2 protein-coding genes are annotated in these 2,155 nt (G+C 66.3%); both read right to left on the reverse strand.

The features are described 5' to 3' along the window. Positions 1-126: GTP-binding protein (locus tag AC36XV_RS01890; RefSeq protein WP_492201911.1), on the reverse strand; the 126-nt coding region annotated here is incomplete at its 3' end. A 79-nt stretch (positions 127-205) separates the two neighbouring features. Further along, on the reverse strand, positions 206-2,155 hold a 1,950-nt coding region (fusA, locus tag AC36XV_RS01895; protein ID WP_492201986.1), incomplete at its 5' end, for an elongation factor G.

A 2,155-nucleotide genomic window follows, 5' to 3' on the forward strand; every position in this document is an offset into this window, starting at 1 on the left:
CGCCAGACCCTTCGCCGCCTGTACCTCCGTGATCGCCGCCGTCAGCGTCGTCTTCCCGTGGTCCACGTGACCGATCGTTCCCACGTTCACGTGCGGCTTCGTCCGCTCGAACTTCTGCTTCGCCATCCTGCCGTTCTCCTGGTGCCTGTAACCCTGTTTCGCCGGGAAGCTCTAGCGCCTCCCGGCCGTCATCCGATGGTCCCGGTCAGCGCCCGGCCATGATTTCTTCGGCCTTGCTCTGCGGAACCTGCGCGTAGTGAGAAAACTGCATCGTGTACACGGCCCTGCCCTGACTGAGCGAGCGCAGCACCGTCGAGTATCCGAACATCTCCGAAAGCGGCACCGAGGCGCCGATGACCTGGGCCTGCGCCCGCTGGGTCATCCCCCCGATCTTGCCGCGCCGGCTCGACAGGTCTCCCATCACGTCGCCGAGGTACTCCTCCGGCGTCACCACCTCGACGTCCATGATCGGCTCGAGGATCGCCGGATCGGCCCGCCTGACGCCCTCCTTGAGAGCCATCGAGCCCGCGATCTTGAAGGCCATCTCGCTCGAGTCGACGTCGTGCGTCGAGCCGTCGACCAGGGTGGCCTTGATGTCGATCAGCGGATAGCCCGCCAGCACGCCCGAATCCATGGCCTCCCGGATTCCCTGCTGCACGGGGCGGATGAACTCGCGCGGGATCGCGCCCCCGACGATGGCATCCTCGAACACGAAGCCGATCCCCGGTTCCGTGGGCTCGATGTTGATGACCACGTGACCGTACTGGCCCCGTCCACCGGTCTGCCGTACGAACCGGGCCTCGACGCTGTCCACGCCCTTCCGGATGGTCTCGCGGTAGGCCACCTGCGGCCGCCCGACGTTCGCGTTGACCTTGAACTCGCGCTGCAGGCGATCGACGATGATCTCGAGGTGGAGCTCGCCCATGCCGCTGATGATCGTCTGGCCCGTCTCCTCGTCCGTGTAGACGCGGAAGGTCGGGTCCTCCTCCATCAGCTTCGCGAGGGCCTGCGACAGCTTGTCCTGATCGGCCTTCGTCTTGGGCTCGATCGCCACGCGGATCACCGGCTCCGGGAAGCTCATCGCCTCGAGGATCACCGGCTCCTCGGGATCCGAGAGGGTGTCGCCCGTCCGGGCCACCTTCATCCCGATGGCCGCTCCGATGTCGCCCGCGGTGAAGCTGTCCACTTCCTCGCGCTTGTTGGCGTGCATCTGCAGCAGCCGCCCGATCCGCTCCTTCTTGCCCTGCGTCGCGTTCAGGATGTGAGATCCCGCCTCGAGCGTCCCGGAATACACCCGGAAGTACGCCAGCCGGCCGACGAACGGATCGGTCATGATCTTGAACACGAGGGCCGAGAAGGGCTCGTCATCCTTCGGGGCCCGGTTCACGAAGTGCTCGTCGTGGTTGGGCAGGTGCCCCTTGACGGGCGGCATCTCGACGGGCGACGGGAGGTAGTCCACTACCGCGTCGAGGAGCTTCTGCACGCCCTTGTTCTTGAACGAGGCGCCGCACAGCACCGGGGTGATGGCACCGGCCAGGGTGGCGTTCCGCACCGCCCTGCGCACCTCGTCCTCTTCGAGCTCCCGGCCCTCCAGGTAGTGCTCGAGCAGCTCTTCGTCGTGCTCGACCGAGGCCTCGATCAGCTCGTGCCTGAGCTGGTCGGCCTTCTCGCGGAGCGCATCGGGAACCGGACCCTCCGTCCACTTCACGCCGAGAGAGTCCTCGTCGTACACCACCTCGACCATCCGGACGAGGTCGATGTGCCCCGTGTAGAGCTCCCCCTCGCCGAGCGGATACTGGAGCGGGTAGGCCTTGGCTCCGAGTCGGTCCTTCATCATCTGGACCACGTTCTCGAAGTCCGCCCCCACCCGGTCCATCTTGTTCACGAACGCGATCCGGGGCACGCCGTACTTGTCCGCCTGCCGCCACACGGTCTCGGACTGCGGCTCCACCCCGCCCACCGCGCAGAACAACGCCACCGCGCCATCAAGCACCCGCAGGCTGCGCTCCACCTCGACGGTGAAGTCCACGTGCCCGGGCGTGTCGATGATGTTGATCTGGTACTGCTCGTTGAAGCGATTCCAGAAGGTGGTGGTTGCGGCGGAGGTGATCGTGATGCCTCGCTCCTGCTCCTGCTCCATCCAGTCCATCGTGGC

This window comes from Candidatus Benthicola sp. (assembly GCF_058719085.1).